This is a genomic window from Pontivivens ytuae (assembly GCF_015679265.1).
Taxonomy (GTDB): domain Bacteria; phylum Pseudomonadota; class Alphaproteobacteria; order Rhodobacterales; family Rhodobacteraceae; genus Pontivivens; species Pontivivens ytuae.
In genome coordinates, this window is the sequence record NZ_CP064942.1 from 2,808,591 (window position 1) to 2,825,457 (window position 16,867).

18 protein-coding genes are annotated in these 16,867 nt (G+C 66.8%); 3 read left to right on the forward strand and 15 right to left on the reverse strand.

The genetic code is table 11. The features are described from left to right. The first annotated feature begins 68 nt into the window (after positions 1-68). Complete coding sequence (locus I0K15_RS13850; RefSeq protein ID WP_196102097.1) at positions 69-1,409, forward strand: D-alanyl-D-alanine carboxypeptidase; 1,341 nt, start codon at positions 69-71, stop codon at positions 1,407-1,409. A gap of 74 nt (positions 1,410-1,483) precedes the next feature. Here the strand turns inward: I0K15_RS13850 and I0K15_RS13855 are convergent, their stop codons facing one another. The 14 genes from I0K15_RS13855 to I0K15_RS13920 form a co-directional block, all read right to left on the reverse strand. After that, positions 1,484-2,293: a division plane positioning ATPase MipZ gene (locus tag I0K15_RS13855; RefSeq protein ID WP_196102098.1), complete on the reverse strand. Its 810-nt coding sequence runs from the start codon at positions 2,291-2,293 to the stop codon at positions 1,484-1,486. 81 nt (positions 2,294-2,374) lie between these two features. After that, positions 2,375-2,596, reverse strand: a complete 222-nt coding sequence (gene rpmE, locus I0K15_RS13860; RefSeq protein WP_196102099.1) for a 50S ribosomal protein L31 — start codon at positions 2,594-2,596, stop codon at positions 2,375-2,377. Between the two features lie 111 nt (positions 2,597-2,707). Then, positions 2,708-3,589, reverse strand: coding sequence for a hypothetical protein (locus I0K15_RS13865; RefSeq protein WP_196102100.1), 882 nt, complete (start codon positions 3,587-3,589; stop codon positions 2,708-2,710). Positions 3,590-3,705: 116 nt separating this feature from the next. Next, positions 3,706-4,080, reverse strand: coding sequence for a 50S ribosomal protein L19 (gene rplS / locus I0K15_RS13870; RefSeq protein WP_196102101.1), 375 nt, complete (start codon positions 4,078-4,080; stop codon positions 3,706-3,708). Positions 4,081-4,296: 216 nt separating this feature from the next. Beyond that, positions 4,297-5,073, reverse strand: a complete 777-nt coding sequence (gene trmD / locus I0K15_RS13875) for a tRNA (guanosine(37)-N1)-methyltransferase TrmD (protein WP_196105477.1) — start codon at positions 5,071-5,073, stop codon at positions 4,297-4,299. Between the two features lie 61 nt (positions 5,074-5,134). Then, positions 5,135-5,632, reverse strand: coding sequence for a ribosome maturation factor RimM (rimM, locus tag I0K15_RS13880; RefSeq protein WP_196102102.1), 498 nt, complete (start codon positions 5,630-5,632; stop codon positions 5,135-5,137). Next, positions 5,629-6,258 carry a 5,6-dimethylbenzimidazole synthase gene (gene bluB / locus I0K15_RS13885; protein WP_196102103.1) on the reverse strand — a complete coding sequence of 210 codons (630 nt, stop codon included), beginning with the start codon at positions 6,256-6,258 and terminating at the stop codon, positions 5,629-5,631. Before bluB ends, rimM begins: the two co-directional genes overlap by 4 nt. A gap of 18 nt (positions 6,259-6,276) precedes the next feature. Continuing rightward, positions 6,277-6,678, reverse strand: a complete 402-nt coding sequence (gene rpsP / locus I0K15_RS13890; RefSeq protein ID WP_196102104.1) for a 30S ribosomal protein S16 — start codon at positions 6,676-6,678, stop codon at positions 6,277-6,279. Between the two features lie 42 nt (positions 6,679-6,720). Beyond that, on the reverse strand, positions 6,721-7,023 hold the full coding sequence (locus I0K15_RS13895; protein ID WP_196102105.1) for a chorismate mutase: 303 nt from the start codon (positions 7,021-7,023) through the stop codon (positions 6,721-6,723). Between the two features lie 163 nt (positions 7,024-7,186). Next, a complete protein-coding gene (locus I0K15_RS13900) occupies positions 7,187-7,759 on the reverse strand; it encodes a GNAT family N-acetyltransferase (protein ID WP_196102106.1) in 573 nt (190 codons plus the stop codon). After that, positions 7,756-8,319, reverse strand: coding sequence for a GNAT family N-acetyltransferase (locus tag I0K15_RS13905; protein WP_196102107.1), 564 nt, complete (start codon positions 8,317-8,319; stop codon positions 7,756-7,758). Before I0K15_RS13905 ends, I0K15_RS13900 begins: the two co-directional genes overlap by 4 nt. Continuing rightward, complete coding sequence (locus I0K15_RS13910; RefSeq protein ID WP_196102108.1) at positions 8,316-8,831, reverse strand: GNAT family N-acetyltransferase; 516 nt, start codon at positions 8,829-8,831, stop codon at positions 8,316-8,318. The genes I0K15_RS13905 and I0K15_RS13910 overlap by 4 nt, the downstream gene beginning before the upstream one ends. Positions 8,832-8,905: 74 nt before the next feature. Then, positions 8,906-10,396 (reverse strand): signal recognition particle protein, encoded by a 1,491-nt coding sequence (ffh, locus tag I0K15_RS13915; protein ID WP_196102109.1) that lies wholly within the window; start codon positions 10,394-10,396, stop codon positions 8,906-8,908. Between the two features lie 260 nt (positions 10,397-10,656). Beyond that, positions 10,657-13,542: a TadE/TadG family type IV pilus assembly protein gene (locus I0K15_RS13920; RefSeq protein WP_196102110.1), complete on the reverse strand. Its 2,886-nt coding sequence runs from the start codon at positions 13,540-13,542 to the stop codon at positions 10,657-10,659. Between the two features lie 230 nt (positions 13,543-13,772). On the opposite strand from I0K15_RS13920, the gene trhO reads away from it, so the two are divergent. Together trhO and I0K15_RS13930 are read left to right on the forward strand one after the other, a co-directional pair. Further along, positions 13,773-14,696, forward strand: a complete 924-nt coding sequence (trhO, locus tag I0K15_RS13925; RefSeq protein ID WP_196102111.1) for an oxygen-dependent tRNA uridine(34) hydroxylase TrhO — start codon at positions 13,773-13,775, stop codon at positions 14,694-14,696. Positions 14,697-14,746: 50 nt separating this feature from the next. Beyond that, positions 14,747-15,433 carry a DUF2306 domain-containing protein gene (locus I0K15_RS13930; RefSeq protein ID WP_230374407.1) on the forward strand — a complete coding sequence of 229 codons (687 nt, stop codon included), beginning with the start codon at positions 14,747-14,749 and terminating at the stop codon, positions 15,431-15,433. Positions 15,434-15,575: 142 nt separating this feature from the next. On the opposite strand, the gene I0K15_RS13935 is transcribed toward I0K15_RS13930, so the two are convergent. Further along, positions 15,576-16,862, reverse strand: coding sequence for a homoserine dehydrogenase (locus I0K15_RS13935; protein WP_196102112.1), 1,287 nt, complete (start codon positions 16,860-16,862; stop codon positions 15,576-15,578). Between the last annotated feature and the right edge of the window lie 5 nt (positions 16,863-16,867).

Genomic DNA, 16,867 nt, shown 5'->3' on the forward strand with positions numbered 1-16,867 from the left:
TGTACATCGGAAGTTAACAAATCCGTGGCAAGCGGTAACCCGTGGACAGGCATACGTCGGAGAAACCGATGCTCAGAGTTGTGTTTAGCGCGGTCGTGCTGACCGTGGGCGCCCTGTTCGGCGCAGCCCCCGCCGTGCAGGCCGCCCCCTATGCGGCCATAGTCATCGACGCGCGGGACGGCGACGTCCTGCATTCGCGGAATGCGGACACCCGTCTGCATCCGGCGTCGCTCACCAAGATGATGACGCTCTACCTCGCCTTCGAGGCGGTGGAGAATGGAACCCTGGATCTGGATCAGCAGATCCGGATCTCGCGCAATGCGGCCTCCGAGCCGCCGTCAAAGCTCGGCCTGCGGGCGGGGCAACGCATCTCGCTGCGCTATCTCATCCGGGCCGCCGCCATCCGGTCTGCCAACGACGCCGCGACCGCGATCGGCGAGGCCGTCGCCGGGTCCGAGACGGCGTTCTCCCAGCTGATGACCGAGACGGCGCGCTCGCTGAACATGAACTCCACGACGTTCCGCAACGCGCACGGCCTGACCGCGAGCGGGCACATGTCGACGGCGCGCGACATGGCGCAGCTCTCGCGGCACCTCTTCTACGACTACCCGCAGTACTACAACATCTTCGGCCGGACGAGCGCGAGCGCGGGCATCGCGAACGTACGCAACACCAACCGGCGGCTCCTCAACAACTACCGCGGGGCAGACGGGATCAAGACCGGCTACACGCGGGCGGCGGGCTACAACCTCGCGGCCTCCGCCGAGCGCGGGCAGGAGCGGGTAATCGCCGTGATCTTCGGCGGCCGCAGCTCCGACTGGCGCTATCACCGCATGGTGGAGCTCCTGAACATGGGCTTCGAGCGCGCGCCCGCGCGCGTCGCCACCATCCGCCCGCAGCGGGCTGAGACCGGCGCCATCATGGCGTCCGTGCGCCCGATGCCGCGCGGCACCAGCGAGGTGACGCAGCTCATGGCAGCGGCGAGCGTGGTGGGCAACGCCATCGTGCCGCAGGCGCAGGCCGCCACCACCGCATCCGCCTTCGCCCCGTCGCCCACGGCGATGCGCCTGCGCTCCGACAGCGCGAGCCTCGCGGCCCTGGCCGAGCGCAGCGTGACCGGCGTGGCGCCCATGGCGGCCCCGCGGCCGGAGCCACGCACGGGCGACTGGGCGGTGCAGCTCGGCGCCTACCGCAACCCGGACTACGCGGAATCGGTGCTGACAAACGCGCTCGCCAGCGAGGTCGCCGCGCTCAACAGCGCCCGGCGCCAGGTGTCCGAGACGGTGGTCAACGGCGTCAACCTGCATGAGGCGCAGTTCATCGGGATGAGCCAGGAGGAAGCGACCGCCGTCTGCTCCAGCCTTCGCGCGCAGAACCGAATCTGCCGGCTGGTCGAGCCCAGCAGCTAGCTGGCGGACAGGACCACGAGCAACGTCGAAGGCGCCGCCCCTCGGGTCTGGCGCCTTCTTCATGGCCGGACGGCTCAGAACTTCAGCTTCACGTCCGGAAGCTGAAGCGCCTTGACCACGTCGCGCACCTCCTGCCGGGCGGCAAGGTTGGAGATGTTGAGGCTGATCTCTCCGGTGTCCTTCAGATCGAGCAGGGTGAGCCCCGACAGGAACATCTCGCGAAAGATCACCCGCTCGCCGAAACCGGGGATCACGCGGAAGCCGATGCGCTTCGACAACTCCTGCAGCGCCGAGCCCACGCGCCGCTTGTTGCGCGCGTTCAGCGTCGAGATCCGGTTGCGCAGCACCACCCAGTCCACCGGCTTCAGACCGGCGGAGGCGCGGAGCTGGCGCGCCTTCCACACCATCTCCGAATAAACGCTGGGGCCCTTCACCTTCCCGGTCTCCGGGTCCAGCCGCGCCAGAAGGTCGAAGTCGATCAGGCTGTCGTTCATCGGCGTGATCAGTGTGTCCGCCGCCGCATGGGCCATCTGGGCATAGCGCGTGTGCGAGCCCGGGCAGTCGATCAGGATGAAGGAGCAGGTCTCGTCCAGCCGGTTCAGCGCGTCGGCAAAGCGCGTCTCCTCCTCCGCCTGTGCGGCGCTGACGCTGTCCAGCGTGGAGTAGTCGAGCACCTCGCGCACCGGCATGGGCAGCTTGGTGCCCGTCCGCTTCACGAACGCCTCGCGGTTCTCCAGGTAGCGAAAGAAGCTCTTCTGCCGCAGGTCGAGGTCGATGACGCCGACCTGGTGGCCGCAGCGGGACAGGGCGGCGAAGAGGTGCATGGAGGTGGTCGACTTGCCCGAACCGCCCTTCTCGTTTCCGAGCACCACGATATGCGCCAATGACCCCTCCCGGATTCAAGAAAGCGCGCCCGACCGGACGCGCTTTCCCTTGAATATCGCAGCCCCCGGATGGGGGAAAGATCAGAAGCCGAGACCGTCGTACTTCGCCTTGAACTTCGACACGCGGCCGCCGGTATCCATCAGGCGGGTGCCGCCGCCGGTCCACGCCGGGTGGGCGGAGGGGTCGATGTCGAGGTTGAGCTGTGCGCCTTCCGACCCGTAGGTGGAGCGCATCTGCACGATGGTGCCGTCGGTCATCTTCACGTCGATGACGTGGTAGTCGGGGTGAATGTCTTTTTTCATGGTCCTGGTTCCTTCGCGCCCGACTGATCGGAGGGGACGGGCCGCTCCCCGTCGCCGGGCTGGATTGCAAGCCCGTCCGTTACTCCGGATGGGCCTGTTGTGCAAGGGGTCTCAGTGCTGGCGGGAGTGGCGGAGCGCCCGCAGATCCTCCGCCGAGGTCTGCGGCCCGGCCACCTGCTGCTGCACGTATTCCCGGATCGCCGCGTCGCGATCGAGCAGCGCGCCGTAGGACAGGGCGGCCGCCGTCGCGGTGGTGGCGAAGTGCAGGCTGAGATATACGGTCGCCGCAATCGGCAGCACGTAGGGCCAGTTCTCCAGCCCGGACAGGCCGAGCGCCGCCACGCCGAGCAGAGCGATCAGCGCCACGAGGATCCCGTTGATGGTCTGCGCGCAGAAATAGACGATGGTCAGCTTCCAGAAGTTGAAGGTGAGCCCGTATGTGATGTCGTGGCGGGGCGACTTCTCCGCCGCGTTGGCCGCCGTCGCCGCCATCGCCGTGCCCATCACGCCGAAGCCCGCGGCGGCGATCAGGGCGAAGAGCCAGCCCGCCGCCCCGATGAAGCGGCCAAGGTTCTGCTCCAGCTCCAGCGGCACCTCCATCGTTTGGCCCAGGGCCGCGGCCTCGACCACCACCATGAAGTCCGCACGCAACTCCGCCACGATGAGCGCACTGACCGCGGTGAAGATAACCACCTGCACGAAGTTGATCGGCAGCAGGTTCGCGTAGGCGATGCGCACCTGGGCCCGCACGAGGTTCTGGAAGGTCGGCGGCTTGGTCCGTCCCGTGGTGATCAGGGCCGAGCGCAGCGCCGCCAGCCGCACGATCGCGATGCAGGGCGTCGTCAGCAGGAGGATCAGGACGACCCGCCACAGCGGATCGTTCACATTGGTGATCAGTCCGAAATAGATGAAGGCCACCACCGTCGTCAGCGGCAGCGTCCTCAGGAACACCCGCGGTGCCCCGATCAGGCTCAGGCCCAGCATTTCCAGCATTGTCGGCTCCCCACGCCCCACGCGCTTTTGCCCAGAATATCCAGCCGGTTCGGGAGGCACAAAACGAAACAGGCGCCCGTGGGGGCGCCTGCATGACTTTGCGAAGAGGTGTGACCTCAGCCCTTCTTCGGGCGGTAGTTGGTCTTCTCCGCGATCCGGGCGGATTTCCCGCGGCGCGCGCGCAGGTAGTAGAGCTTCGCGCGGCGCACCTTGCCGCGGCGGACCACGGTGATGCTGTCGATGTTCGGCGAGTGGAGCGGGAACACACGCTCGACACCTTCGCCGAAGGAGATCTTGCGGACGGTGAAGGAGGCGCCGATGCCCTCGCCACCATTACGGGCGATCACGACGCCCTCGTAGTTCTGGACGCGGGAGCGGGTGCCCTCGGTCACCTTGTAGCCGACGCGCACGGTGTCACCGGCGGCGAAATCGGGGATATCCTTGCCGAGCTCGGCAATCTGCTCGGCTTCGAGCGTCTGAAGCAGGTTCATGTCAATCTTCCTTGTGATCGCCTTTGCGGCGAATGTCTGCGCGTCCGAGAGCTTTGGGCACTGCTCGGGTCCATCCTTGGCCCGCCAGAGATCGGATCGACTTTCCTTTTGGTCATGGGCTCGACCGGTTCGAGCAGGCAGGCACCCGCTGCGCCGAATCCATCAAGCCGGGACGTATCCCGGTTGGCGCCCGCATACAGCGCGGGCGGCGCGGGATCAACCCTTGGCGTCCTTGCGGGCCTGGTAGTCGGCCCAGAGGTCGGGGCGCCGCGCGCGGGTGATCTCCTCGGCTTGCTCCCGTCGCCACGCCTCGATCGCGGCGTGATGGCCGGACAGGAGGATGTCGGGCACCTTGCGCCCCTCCCAGTCGTTGGGGCGGGTGTATTGCGGATGCTCCAGCAGGCCGTGGGAGAAGCTCTCCTCCTCCGTCGAGGCGGCGTTGCCGAGCACGTTGGGCAGTAGGCGCACCGTGGCGTCGATCAGGGCCATGGCCGGGATCTCGCCCCCGGTCAGCACGAAATCACCGAGCGAGACCTCGATGATGCCGTGCGCCTCGATCACCCGCTCGTCCACCCCCTCGAACCGGCCGCAGAGCAGCGTGACGCCCGGGCCCGCAGCGAGCTCCCGCGCCATCGCCTGATCGAAGCGCTGCCCGCGAGGGGAGAGGTAGAGGAGCGGGCCGGTGACGGGTGCAGCGCGGATCGCGGCGTCGAGCACGTCCGGGCGCAGCACCATGCCAGCACCGCCGCCGGTGGGGGTATCATCGACCGCGCGGTGCTTGCCGAGCCCGTGCTCACGGATATTGGTGAGCGCGAGCTGCCAGAGCCCGTCCTTCAGCGCGCGGCCTGTCAGCGATTGGCCGAGGGGGCCCGGAAACATCTCCGGATAGAGCGTCAGGACGCGCGCGGTCCAGACATTGGCCAGCACCTTCTCCTCCATCAGCGCGCGGGGCGTGGCGCTGGCGGAGATCGACTTGCGCCCAACGGAGCGCATCAAGTACGGCCCCTGCCATGCCGGCCTCCGGCGGGGATATTTGAAGAAGAGAGAGCGCAGGTCATTCCGCGTCCTCCGCGATGTCGGCGACGATGCGGCCCGCGGTCAGGTCCACCGTCGGCACCGCCTCGCGCGTGAAGGGGACGAGGGTTTCACCCCTCGGCCCCATCACCTCCAGGATGTCGCCCGCGCCGTGGTCGTGGATCGCGCGGACACGGCCGAGCTCCGTCCCGCCGGTGTCGAGTACGGTGAGGCCGATCAGGTCGGTATGGTAGAACTCGTCGTCGGGTAGGGCGGGCAGCCGCTCCCGCGGCGCGTAGAGGCGCGTGCCCTTGAGCGCATCCGCCTGCTCCTTGGTCGCGATGCCGGAGAGGCGGGCGGCGAGGCCGTTCTTGATGGGGCGCGTTATGGTCACGTCGAAGGATTTGTCGGCCTTCTCGGTCACCAGCGGCGCATAGTCGGCGATCGCACCGGGGTCGGAGGTGAAGCTTTTCAGCCGCACCTCCCCCCGGACACCGAAGGCGCCTGCGATGGCGCCGACGCAGACGAGATCGCTCATCGGACCAGGACCTCCGGCGGGCCGGCGGGGCTCTCCCATCCGGCGGTGACAAGCTCGGGCGTCTCGCTCTCCGCCTCGGGCCAGCCGAGGCAGAGATAGCCGACGAGACGCCAATGGGCGGGCACCGCGAGGTCGCGGGCCAGCCGTTCGGGATCGAGGATCGACACCCAGCCGAGGCCCAGCCCGCGGGCGCGGGCCGCGAGCCACAGATAGGTGATCGCGCCAACCACCGAGTAGGCGCGCGCCTCGGGCATTGTGCGGGCGCCGAGGCCCGCGCCCTTCGGCGTTTCGTCGTCGCAGAAGACGGCGAACTGCACCGGCGCCTCCCGCATCCCGGCAAGTTTCAGCGTGGCATAGCGCGCCGCCTGCTCGCCGGAATAGCCGGCGAGGGCGTCGGCGTTCGCCGCCTCGAAGTTGGCGCGCGCGGCCTCCAATGCCTGCTCCGAGCTCACCCGGACGAAGCGCCAGGGGGCGCTGAGACCGACCGAGGGCGCGCGTTCCACCGCCGTCAGGCACGCCTCCAGCACCGCGTCGGGCACCGGATCCGTACGGAACCGACGGACGTCGCGGCGCCAGCGGAGGAGCTCATCGAGCTCGGCGGCGAAGGCGGGGGAGAAGGTGCGCATCGGCGGGCGCGGGGAGGATCACTCCTCCGCCGCGGCTTCCTCTGCGGGCTCCTCGGCCGGTGCGGCTGCGGCCTCGGCGGCCTCCGCTTCCTTGGCGGCGCGCTCTTCTGCGCGGTCCTTCGCCTTCTGGCCCGGCTCTGCCTTCTTCATGTTGGCGCGCTCTTTTTTCTCAACGATGCCAGCGGCTTCGAGGAAGCGGGACACGCGGTCGGTGGGCTTTGCACCCTTGGACATCCAGTCCTGAACGCGCTCGAGGTCCATCTTGACGCGCTCCTCGGAGTCCTTGGGCAGGAGCGGGTTGTAGGTGCCCAGCTTCTCGATGTAGCGGCCGTCGCGAGCAAAGCGCGAGTCGGCGGCGACGATACGGTAGAACGGGCGCTTCTTGGAGCCCCCGCGGGCGAGACGGATGGTGACGGCCATGATGTTTCTCCTTGATCTGGTCGTTCGTAACGGCTTGATCCCTCAAGCCTTTTCCTGAAACTGCTCGTGATGGCGGATCACTTCCTGAATGATGAAATTCAGGAATTTCCGCATGAAATCCGGGTCGAGATCGGCGTCGGCGGCGAGCCGTTCCAGCCGGTCGATCTGTTCCGATTCCCGGGTCGGGTCGGAAGGCGGCAGCGCGTGCTCCGCCTTCAACTGGCCCACCGCCTGGGTGCGCTTGAAGCGCTCGGCGAGGGTGTAGACGAGGATGGCGTCGAGGTTGTCGATGGCCGCGCGGTGCTCGGCCAGCACTTCGCGCGCGTGCTGAATTGCATCAGTCATCGTTGCCCTCCGGCCACGTATTTTTCGCGTATGACATGCGTATGATTTGCGTATGACACCTGTGCACCGGCGACGCGGATGTCACAGGTGGGGGATGCGGGGGTCACCCCCTCCCCGGCCCTCCCCCTCGAGGGGGAGGGGGCGATATGTGCGAGCGGTCCGATCATGGGCGAACCTCCGGCACGTGGCGGTAGACATGGGTGCCGGGCACGGCTGCCTCGGCCACCGGGTCGCGGCGGGCGCCGAGGCGGTTTGCGAGGGCCGCCGAGCGGGTGTTGCCCGGGTCGATGTAGCTGACGACCGTGGACCAGCCGAGCGTGTCGAAGGCGTAGGTCCGCGCGGCCATTGCCGCCTCCGCCGCGATGCCGCGGCCCTGCGCCTCGGGCAGCAGGAGGAAGCCAAGCTCGGGCTCCTCGTCCTCCCACTCCATGCCGAGGGTGACGAAGCCGAGGGTCGCGCCGCTCTCGCGATCCGCGACAGTCCAGAGGCCGGAGCCGCGCAGCAGCCAGCCCGCGCTCATCTGGCAGAAGTCGAGCCAGGCCTCCTCGGCACTCATCGGGCCGCCGATGAAGGCTGCGTCGGGGCCGGAGGCGATGCGGGCATAGGCGGCGTAGTCGGCGAGCTCCGGCGCGCGCAGCACGAGGCGCGCGGTTTCGATCCGCGGCAGCGTGGCGGCGATCCGGTCGCGCTGTGCCGCGGTGGCACCGGTGGGGGCGGTGAGGCAGGGGCGGTTCATGCGGCGCGCTCCGGATGGAGCCACGTGCCGCAGGCTTCGTCGTGCGCGGCCGTGCCGATGTCGGAGGCGCCCATGCGCTCGGCCAGCGCGATGGAGCGGGTGTTGGCCCGGTCGATATAGCTCACGAGGCGCTGGCCTGGCAGGTGGGCGCGGGCCCACTCGCGAGAGGCCTCGGCGGCCTCGCGCGCGATACCCTTGCCTTCGGAGCCCGCGTAGAGGTTCCAGCCGAGCTCCAGCTCGGCATGGTGCGGCGGGTGATGCAGGCCCACCTGGCCGACGAGCTGCCCCTCATGCTCAACCATCCAGAAGCCGAAGCCGAAGGTGGCCCAGGTGCCGACATCGGTAAGGAAAAGGTTCCAGGCGCTGCGCAGGTCCAGCGGGCCGCCGATATGCTCCGCCCGGTCGGAGGCGTAGAAGGCCGCGTATGTCTCGAAATCGGCGAGCTGGGGCGGGCGCATCGTCAGGCGCTCGGTGGTCAGCACCGGGAACAGATCCTGCTGGCCGCCGGGAAAAGGGCCGATCCGCTCGGCGCGCGCGTGCATGTAGGGGGCGACGGTCATACGGCGCCTCCAAAGCGGTAGGTGACGGCGTTCGGCATCCATGCGGGCGCCTGGGCTGCATCATCGCGTGTGCCGCCGAGGCGCAGGGCGACGGCGTGGGAGGCCGCGTTGTCCGGCTCGATCCGCGCGACGATGCTGGGCCAGCCAAGATCATCGAGGAGGTGGGCGAGGACGCGGGCGGCAGCCTCGGTCGCGTAGCCATGGCCGGTCTGGGCATCGTCCCAGAGCGTCCACGTCATCTCCGCCGGTTGGGTAGTGTCGTAGTGCAGCGGTCCGACATGGCCGATGGCGGGTGCATCCGGATCGAGGCAGATCGCGTAGCGGCCGTAGCCCATCAGCGTCCACTGGCCGATCATCGCCGCAAACTTCTCGACCGCGCGGAACGGCTTCGACGGGCCGCCGGTGAAGGCGGTGCGGGGACCGGTGGAATAGGCGAGGAACGCGTCGCGGTCGCGCGCGTCGAGGCGGCGCAGCGTCAGCCGCTCCGTCATGAGGAGGGGGGCAGCCCACACCCCATCCCTTCCCCGGGCGCGGGGGAGGGGGCCATCCTGGGTCGGACGGTCCGCGTCATATGCCGGTTTGGCGCTCACTTCTTCTTGCCGAAGCCCGAGAGGTCCGGGGGCAGGGCCGCACCGCCGAGGCCCGGAAGACCGCCTGCGGGCGGGCTCGCTGCAGGGCCGCCGAGACCCGCGGGGGGCGTCGCCCCCGGTGGCATCCCACCGCCCTTGCCCATCAGCGAGCCGAGGCCGCCGCGCATCAGGCCCTTCTTGCCCATCTTCCCCATCTTCTTCATCACGTCGGCCATCTGGCGGTGCATCTTGATGAGGCGGTTGAGTTCCTGCACCTCCAGCCCGGCACCGGCCGCGATCCGCTTCTTGCGGGAGGCCTGCAGCAGGGCGGGGTTGCGGCGCTCGGCCTTGGTCATGGAGTTGATGAGGGCGATCTGGCGGCGCAGCACCTTGTCGTCGATGCCGGCACCTTCCATCTGCTTGGCCATCTTGCCCATGCCCGGAAGCATGCCCATGACGCCCTGCATGCCGCCCATCTTCATCATCTGCTCGAGCTGGTTCTTCAGGTCGTTCATGTTGAACTGACCCTTCTGGAACCGCTTCATCATCTTCTCGGCCTGCTCGGCCTCGATCTGCTCTTGTGCCTTTTCGACGAGGGAGACGATGTCGCCCATGCCGAGGATGCGGCCGGCGATGCGCTGGGGGTGGAACTCCTCGAGCGCGTCCATCTTCTCGCCCAGACCGACGAACTTGATGGGCTTGCCGGTGACCGCGCGCATGGAGAGCGCGGCGCCGCCGCGGCCGTCGCCGTCCATCCGGGTCAGCACGACGCCGGTGATGCCGATGCGCTGGTCGAAGTTCTCGGCCGTGTTGACCGCGTCCTGGCCGGTGAGGCCGTCGACCACGAGGATGGTCTCGTGCGGCTTTGCCTCGTCGCGCACCGCCTCGACCTCGGCCATCAGCGCGTCGTCGATGGAGAGGCGGCCCGCCGTATCCAGCATGTAGATGTCGTAGCCGCCGAGAGACGCCTGCTGCTTGGCGCGCTTGGCGATCTGCACCGGGGATTGCCCGGGCACGATCGGCAGCGTGTCGACGCCGATCTGGGTGCCGAGCACCGCGAGCTGCTCCATCGCCGCCGGGCGGGAGGTGTCGAGGGAGGCCATCAGCACCCGCTTCTTGCCCCTGTCGGTGAGGCGCAGGGCAAGCTTGGCGGTGGTGGTGGTCTTGCCCGAGCCCTGGAGGCCCACCATCAGGATTGGTGCAGGGGGGCTGTCGACACGGAGCTCGCCCGCGTTCTCGTCATCGCCGGCGAGGGTGGCGACAAGCTCGTCATGGACGATCTTGATGACCTGCTGGCCGGGGGTGACGGACTTGGTGACGGCCTGGCCGGTGGCCTTTTCCTGCACCCGCTTGATGAAGTCGCGGGCGACGGGGAGGGAGACGTCGGCTTCGAGAAGGGCGACCCGAACCTCGCGGAGTGCTGTGGACACGTCCTCCTCGCTCAGCGCGCCTTGACGCGTGAGCTTGTCGAGCACGCCGGAGAGGCGGTCTGACAGGTTCTCGAACATGGTCCGTCTCCTTCAATCCCATGTGCCAAACGGCGAACGCACCGGCGGGCGCAACGCGCTGACCGGTGGCGATCCCCGGCGCACGGGCCGTGGGACCGGAAGCTTTCACTTCCGGGAATATGAGTGGCAGATACGGGAGGATCGGCCCCGGGTCAAGGGAAGAGCGGTGTGCGCTGCGACGGTGCCGGGCTGTTGCGGCTCCACAAAAGAAAAGGCCCGCCGAAGCGGGCCCTCCCCAGGGGTGTGAAACCTTGAATGCCTTAGTGGACGAGAACCGCGTAGGAGCGGAAATCCTCGGAGTTCTCTTCCAGCGGATCCGAGATACCCACGAACTCGGCATAGATGTGAGCCACATCGATATCCTCGTTCCAGCAGTCGCCCGCTGCATTGGGGTCGTCGAGAGTGCCAACGCTGTCTAATGCGGGTTGCCAGACCTCTGCAAGCCACTCGGCCTGTTTGTCTGCGTCCCATACGTTACCGGCGGCTTCCCAAGCGTCGCGTGCAGATGCCATGGTGATATCGCGAGAGAGCGTAACTTGGTCACTCGTCGTACCCGGCTCGCACTCCGCAACTTCAACAGGACGCGTGTAGAAGACGTCGATCACCGCTTCGAGTTCAGACACATAGGATCCCGCATATGTGTTCAGATCATCGGATGCAGCCGGCACCGAGTCCATCACGGAGCAGTTGATCACTGCAACGCGCTGCCGGCGTCGCTCCTGCGGTTGCTCTGCGCGGACGTTGTTGCTCGCGAACTGATAGTGCATAGGCAGTGTATTCGTGAGCGAACTATTGGAGGCCGGACCGCTCGACAAGCTTGAGTCGAGGAAGTCTTCATACTGACGCTCTACAAGCGCATAGCCTTCATACATCGTCTGAGCCAACGCGATGTCCCACTCCAGCGTCGTAGACGGGTTCGAGAGATCTGTGCTCAGTGAGTTCAGGATCGGCTGGTAGTAGCCTTGAGCGTACTCGGCAAAAGACACGATGTACGTGAGATCCACGACCTCGGGATCGCCACCAATGGTCGCCCAAGCAACCGTGTTGTCCACCGAGCCAGGAACCGTCGTGCCGTTCCGCCAGCGCACCGTGATCGCCTGCGATGGATCGGGGTCGGCGGAGCTGCTTTCGACAGCCGGCATCTCGACTTCGCGAATGCTCCGCGGCTCCACGCGGAAATCGAAGTCACGACCGGTCGCAGACTGGATCAGCACGCCGTCCTGATAGGAGTCGGTGTTGTTCACCAGTGTCCAGCCAATGCGATCCTCATCTGGGCTGTTCCCGCGCGACATCACCGTAACGCCGTCAGACCAGAACTCTGAATACGGCACTGCGTTAATCAACGGATTCCCATCGTTATCGAATTGCTGCTCACCTTCTTCGTTAAGCACGGGAACCGGGATCGGATCGAAATAGCCGTCTACCGATACATTTTCGCCAAGCAGCGTCGGTCCGTTGATAGGCTCACCGTAAGATGACAACACCTCCGGCATCGCGATGTTAGGATTGTTGACCGAGCAGTTGGCCCCATTGGCTGCCGTCAAGCAACTCGGCGTCAGCATAGGCCCCCATGTCTTGTGGGTACCATCTCGTCTGGCAAGGTAGTTGCGCCGGCTTGCTGAGTTGGCGATCTGGTCCGGGTAAACACCTTCCTGCAGAAGAAATGCCGTTTGATTGGCATAGGCGCCGTCCAGAAGTTCTATAGCACCAGCTCGTGTGGATGTACCGTAAAGACGGTCACGCCAACGGTCGGCCCGCGCCTCGTTTCCTGCTGCTTCCTCGGCCTCCATCGAGGCGATGTAGTGATTCACACGTGCGAGGGCGTCGTCGACTTCGGCCTGCAATTCGGCGGCTGCCGTAGCGCTAACAAACTCGGTTTCGTATTCCACGCGGGTCAGCATGCCGTGCGGTGCTACGTAATCTGGGGCGAAGTCGCGGTCCGACGTGACCGGAAGCGCAAGAACGCGGTCCATCGGGGCGTCCCAAAGGTCAAAGAGCGTGTTGAGACTCGTCGTGATCGTCTCGGGCTCGGCGGCCTTCACAATCACATCGCCGCTGAGGCACTGAAGCTGGGGCTCGATTGTCGCAAGCAGGCACATGTCGCGCAGCCGCTCCAGATCAGCGTCGGAGTTGGAGCCCGGGTACTGCCAACTGCTGGCGATTGAGCCAGCGCCACCATTGTCGGTGTTCGCCGGATTCAGACCGAATACACGCTCTAGATTGCCGTCGCTGCACACTCCTTCCGGATCTCCGCCGATCTCGTCGATCGGGTTTTTCAAAAGGCCGACGCGGATTGCATCGTCGTTCGGGTTGGAGGAGCTGGTGCTCAGCGGCATCGGATTGTTCTGACCGTCACGATCGCTGGTCAGGCGGAATACCGCGCCTTCCTGACCATCCATGATGTCCGCAAAACTACGGGCGTCGTTTTCGAACGGGTTGCACATCACCATCGTTGAGATCTCGCCGCAATACGACACCTGCATACGGGCGACGGCGAACGCGGAGAGCTGCATTTCGGTCGGCATGTTCAACTCGCCGGTGCCATCCGTGGCATCGGACAGGCTTTGCCGGACATCATCATCGATCTGGTTGATCGGGTTCCCGTCGCTATCGAAGAACTGTGTACCTTCTTCAATAAGCTGACGGCGCACCTGATCGGTACGGCCGTCTGTCTGGGTCACACCGCTCAGGCCAATGCTGAGAAAGGCGAGCTTGATCGTCCGAGCATCGGCTTGGACGAAAACGTGCGTGGCTTCTTCTGCGGACTGTGTGGCAAATGCGCGGAGAGCGTCTTCGGAGAAGGCGCCCGTTGCATCACTCGGGTTGGCGCTCAGAAATGTCAGCGGCTGCTGGACCGAAAACTCCGACTCACCGAAAGTGAAGCTCGAAGACTGTGAAACGGCGAGCGCAGCATTCGTCGCTCGTGTCATGGCATCCGGCTGCCCGTCGAGCTCGTTGGCTGCGGCAAGGGCCGCTTTGTCCACGAAGCTCTGCATCTGGGAATGCGCGGAATAGGCGCGTCCGAAATCAATAACCAGTCCGGTCGAGGTCAAAAGCATGACCGAGAAAATGACGACCTGGATGGCAACGACAGCGTCGTCCTCCTGCCGGAATCGGCGCAGGACGTTCTTGGCAGTCTTGAGCATTGGCGTGTTCTCCCCACCTTCATGTCGAACCGGACCGGATCGAAGCCCCCACATCGATCCCGAACGGCGGCTTCCCCAAAACCCACCGGGAAAAACCTGACCTGAGCGGAAACATGCCAAAGCGCCCTCACCAAAGCAACGCGCAAGGCTGGCCATTTCCCGCCGGGCCGGGCAGATAGTGGCGAAAACGCAGCTATATTGTGTCCAATGACTTTAAGTTGAGTGCGGAAATGGACGATTCTCAGCGGTTCCGGGTGGCCGCCCTCTACGTTTTCACCCGAATCACCTCGCCCGAAACGCTTGTCGAGACGCTGTCGGCCGAGCTCAGGTCATTGTGTGTTCGCGGAATTCTGCTGGTGGCCCCTGAGGGTATAAACGGAACACTCGCCGGCACCCCCGATGCGATCCGTGGCGCTCTGCAACGTCTGCGCGCAATTCCCGGTTGTGAAAGGATCGAGCCCAAGTTCAGCTCCGCCATCGAAATGCCGTTTCGCAAGCTGCGCGTCCGGCTGAAATCGGAGATTGTGACGTTGGGTGCCGGGCCTGTCGACCCGACCGCCGCGGTGGGTCGCTACGTGAAGCCCGAGGACTGGAACGACCTGATCTCGGACCCGGAGGTCGTGGTGATCGACACCCGCAACGACTACGAGGTGGCCATCGGCTCCTTCGAGGGGGCGGTGGACCCGAAAACCGAGAGTTTCCGGGACTTTCCGGCCTGGTGGCGGGAGAACGCCGCGCGGTTCCACAACAAGAAAGTCGCGATGTTCTGCACCGGCGGCATCCGCTGCGAGAAGTCGACGAGTTGGCTATTGGGCGAGGGGGTCAAGGACGTCTTCCACCTCGAAGGCGGCATCCTGAAGTACCTGGAGGAGGTGCCGGAGGAGGAGAGCCTCTGGCGCGGCGAGTGCTTCGTCTTCGACGAGCGGGTCTCGGTCGGGCATGGGCTTGAGGAGGGGCCGCACGTGCTCTGCGGTGGGTGCCGGCGGCCGCTGGCGCCTGCGGACCTGAAGCACCCGGCCTATGAGCGCGGGGTGAGCTGCCACCACTGTATCGACGAGCGCACGGCGGAGGATCGTGCGCGGTTCCGCGAGCGTCAGCGCCAGATCGACCTCGCCGCGGCGCGGGGCGAGCGGCATCTCGGCGAGACCGGGTAGCGCAGGCTTGCCGATTGCGGGACCGCCTCCGGCGGGCGTATTTGAAGAGAGTGATACGCGGGCGGGAGACCATGGCGGAGAGCGTGCGGCGCGGATGGGGCGGACTGGCAGGGCTCGGGCTGATCGTACTGCTCGCGCTGCCCTTCGTGATCTATGCCGCGGTCTTCGGCTGGCGGGGGCTGACGTCGGACATCACGGCGGAGACGCATTTCCAGGTCGCGGGCGGGACCGCGGTGAATGCGGGGCTGTTCCTGCACATGTTGACGGGTGCCATGATCACCGCGCTGGCGCCGGTGCAGTTGGTCGGTGCGCTGCGGCGGCGCTGGCCGCTTGTGCATCGGACGACTGGCTATCTGCTGGCGGCGTGTGCGGTGCCTGCCGCGGTGGGCGGGCTGCTCTACATCGGCGCGCGCGGCACGCAGGGCGGGGCGCTGATGAGTGCGGGGTTCACGGTCTACGGGTTGCTCTTGCTGGTGAGCGCGGTGCAGGCGGTGCGGATGGCGCGCGCCAGGCGGTTCGAGGCGCACCGGGCCTGGGCGCTGCGGTTCTTCGTGCTGGCGATCGGGTCCTGGCTCTACCGGCTGCACTACACGCTCTGGTACCTGGCAACCGGCGGGCTGTGGTCGGAGGAGGACTTCTCCGGCGGGTTCGACATCGTGCAGAACGTGGCGTTCTGGCTGCCGTATCTGGTGCTGGTGGAGCTGTGGCTGCGGCGCGCTGGACCGGTGGAGCGGTAGTTTCGGGCGCTGCGGGTCCGGTGCGGGGAGTCGTTGGAGCCGCCCCGGCCGGAGGAGGGCCGGGGGCGTTGGGTTTTGCGCGATGTGCGATGTCGACGCGGGTCCCGAGCGGTCCCGGCGCTTCGGCCGGGACGGTGGCGCTTCAGACCTCTTCGATGCGCAGGGCCACGGGCGCGGCGAGGCTGGCGGGGCTCCCCGCGATCTCGGCCAGGGCGGCGTCGAGATCGGTGCGGGCGCAGTTGTGGGTGACGATGAGCACCGGCGCGATCTCGCCCTCGTGGTCGTTCTGGCGCATCCGGTTGATGGAGATGCCGTGTTTCGCCAGCGCCTGGGCCACCTGCGCCAGCGTGCCGGGTGCATCCGTGAGGGTCAGGCGGAGGTAGTGGCTCGCCGGGCCCGCGGTCGCCGCACGATTGGCAGCGATCAGGGTGCCCGCCGGTTGGCCGAAGGCCGGAACCGTCAGGCCGCGCGCGATGTCGATCACGTCACCAAGGATGGCGGAGGCGGTCGGCCCCTCGCCCGCGCCAGGCCCGGTGAAGACGGTGCGGCCGACGAAATCACCCTCCACGATCACCATGTTCGTCACGCCGTCGAGCCGCCCGACCGATGAGCTGGCGGGCACGAGCACAGGCTGCATGCGTTGCTCCAGTCCGTCCTCGCCCATGCGGGCGATGCCGAGGAGCTTCACGCGGTAGCCCATCTCGCGCGCCTGCTCGATATCGGCGAGCGAGACCTGCTCGATCCCCTCGATCTGCACGCCGTCGAAATCCACCCGGGTGCCGAAGGAGGTGGCGGCGAGCAGGGCGAGTTTGTGGGCCGCATCGATGCCGCCGACGTCGAAGGCGGGGTCGGCCTCGGCATAGCCGAGCTGCTGGGCCTTCATGAGCACGTCGGCGTAGTCCGCGCCTGTCTGCTCCATCTGCGTCAGGATGTAGTTGCAGGTGCCGTTCATCACGCCCATCACCCGCTCGATCCCGTTGCCGGCGAGGCCCTCGGTCAGTGCCTTCATGATGGGGATGCCCCCGGCGACCGCGGCCTCGTAGCGCAGGACGGCGCCGTTGGCCTCAGCGAGTTCGGCGAGGGCCTGACCGTGGCGGGCCATCATGGCCTTGTTGGCGGTGACGACGTGTTTGCCGGAGCCGAGCGCCGTCTCGGTCAGCACCTTCGCGGGGCCGTCCTCACCGCCCATGACCTCGACGATCAGGTCCACGTCATCGCGGCGGGCGAGGGCGACGGGATCGTCTTCCCACCCGTAGGGCGAGAGGTCCACGCCGCGGTCCTTGGTGCGGGAGCGGGCGGAGACGGCGGTGATCTCGATGGCGCGGCCCGCGCGGGCGGCCATACGATCGCCATGTGCGGTGACCATCCTGACAACGCCCACCCCCACGGTGCCGAGGCCTGCAATGGCGATGCGGAGGGGCTGTGTCATGGTCG

Excerpts from the sequence above, each read along its gene's own strand:
- I0K15_RS13850 (WP_196102097.1), top strand. The coding sequence starts at position 69 with ATGCTCAGAGTTGTGTTTAGCGCGGTCGTGCTGACCGTGGGCGCCCTG.
- rpmE (WP_196102099.1), bottom strand. The coding sequence starts at position 2,596 with ATGAAAAAAGACATTCACCCCGACTACCACGTCATCGACGTGAAGATG.
- I0K15_RS13865 (WP_196102100.1), bottom strand. The coding sequence starts at position 3,589 with ATGCTGGAAATGCTGGGCCTGAGCCTGATCGGGGCACCGCGGGTGTTC.
- rplS (WP_196102101.1), bottom strand. The coding sequence starts at position 4,080 with ATGAACCTGCTTCAGACGCTCGAAGCCGAGCAGATTGCCGAGCTCGGC.
- trmD (WP_196105477.1), bottom strand. The coding sequence starts at position 5,073 with ATGCGCTCCGTTGGGCGCAAGTCGATCTCCGCCAGCGCCACGCCCCGC.
- rimM (WP_196102102.1), bottom strand. The coding sequence starts at position 5,632 with ATGAGCGATCTCGTCTGCGTCGGCGCCATCGCAGGCGCCTTCGGTGTC.
- bluB (WP_196102103.1), bottom strand. The coding sequence starts at position 6,258 with ATGCGCACCTTCTCCCCCGCCTTCGCCGCCGAGCTCGATGAGCTCCTC.
- rpsP (WP_196102104.1), bottom strand. The coding sequence starts at position 6,678 with ATGGCCGTCACCATCCGTCTCGCCCGCGGGGGCTCCAAGAAGCGCCCG.
- I0K15_RS13895 (WP_196102105.1), bottom strand. The coding sequence starts at position 7,023 with ATGACTGATGCAATTCAGCACGCGCGCGAAGTGCTGGCCGAGCACCGC.
- I0K15_RS13900 (WP_196102106.1), bottom strand. The coding sequence starts at position 7,759 with ATGAACCGCCCCTGCCTCACCGCCCCCACCGGTGCCACCGCGGCACAG.
- I0K15_RS13905 (WP_196102107.1), bottom strand. The coding sequence starts at position 8,319 with ATGACCGTCGCCCCCTACATGCACGCGCGCGCCGAGCGGATCGGCCCT.
- ffh (WP_196102109.1), bottom strand. The coding sequence starts at position 10,396 with ATGTTCGAGAACCTGTCAGACCGCCTCTCCGGCGTGCTCGACAAGCTC.
- I0K15_RS13920 (WP_196102110.1), bottom strand. The coding sequence starts at position 13,542 with ATGCTCAAGACTGCCAAGAACGTCCTGCGCCGATTCCGGCAGGAGGAC.
- trhO (WP_196102111.1), top strand. The coding sequence starts at position 13,773 with ATGGACGATTCTCAGCGGTTCCGGGTGGCCGCCCTCTACGTTTTCACC.
- I0K15_RS13935 (WP_196102112.1), bottom strand. The coding sequence starts at position 16,862 with ATGACACAGCCCCTCCGCATCGCCATTGCAGGCCTCGGCACCGTGGGG.